Annotated in this window: 1 protein-coding gene; it reads left to right on the top strand. The window is 37.2% G+C overall.

What is annotated here, in order from left to right; genetic code table 11:
• The coding region (phoU, locus tag BT797_RS09870) for a phosphate signaling complex protein PhoU (RefSeq protein WP_075471906.1) at positions 1 to 597 on the top strand (597 nt) is incomplete at its 5' end.
• Between the last annotated feature and the right edge of the window lie 48 nt (positions 598 to 645).

The following is a 645-nucleotide window of genomic DNA, read 5'->3' as shown; positions in this document are numbered from 1 at the left end:
TCAGCAATTGAAGTTTTATCATCACAAGATATTGATACAGCAAACAAGATTATTGATACCGATAAAAGCGTCAACTCAATGGAAGTGGCGATTGATGAAGCTTGCACCCGTATTATTGCTAAGCGTCAACCCGCAGCAAGTGATTTACGTTTAGTGATGGCAATTATTAAAACCATTACTGATTTAGAGCGTATTGGTGATGTAGCAGATCGCATCGCACGTACTATTATTGAAAACCGTAATAAAAAATCACCACCACTCGTTAGCATGGAAAATATGGGGCGTCATACGATTAAAATGTTACATGACGTACTTGATGCCTTCGCGCGTATGGATGTTGATGCGGCATTTAAAGTATATCAAGAAGACGTTAAAGTTGATCGTGAATACGAAAGTATTATCCGCGAGTTAATGACATACATGATGGAAGATCCACGTTCAATTCCACAAGTACTGAACGTATTGTGGTGTGCGCGTGCACTCGAGCGTGTTGGAGACCGTTGTCAGAACATCTCTGAATACATTATTTATTTTGTTAAAGGTAAAGATATTCGTCATATTAATCATGACGAAGTAAGAGACTTACTGGAAAAATAAGAAATTTATATTGTGAGTCTAACTCTTTAAAAGCCTTGTTTATCAATT

The sequence above is a fragment of the Moritella viscosa genome, from assembly GCF_900120065.1.
Taxonomy (GTDB): domain Bacteria; phylum Pseudomonadota; class Gammaproteobacteria; order Enterobacterales; family Moritellaceae; genus Moritella; species Moritella viscosa.
Note: the sequence above shows the minus strand (reverse complement) of the source record. Positions and strands in the feature narration are given on the sequence as shown.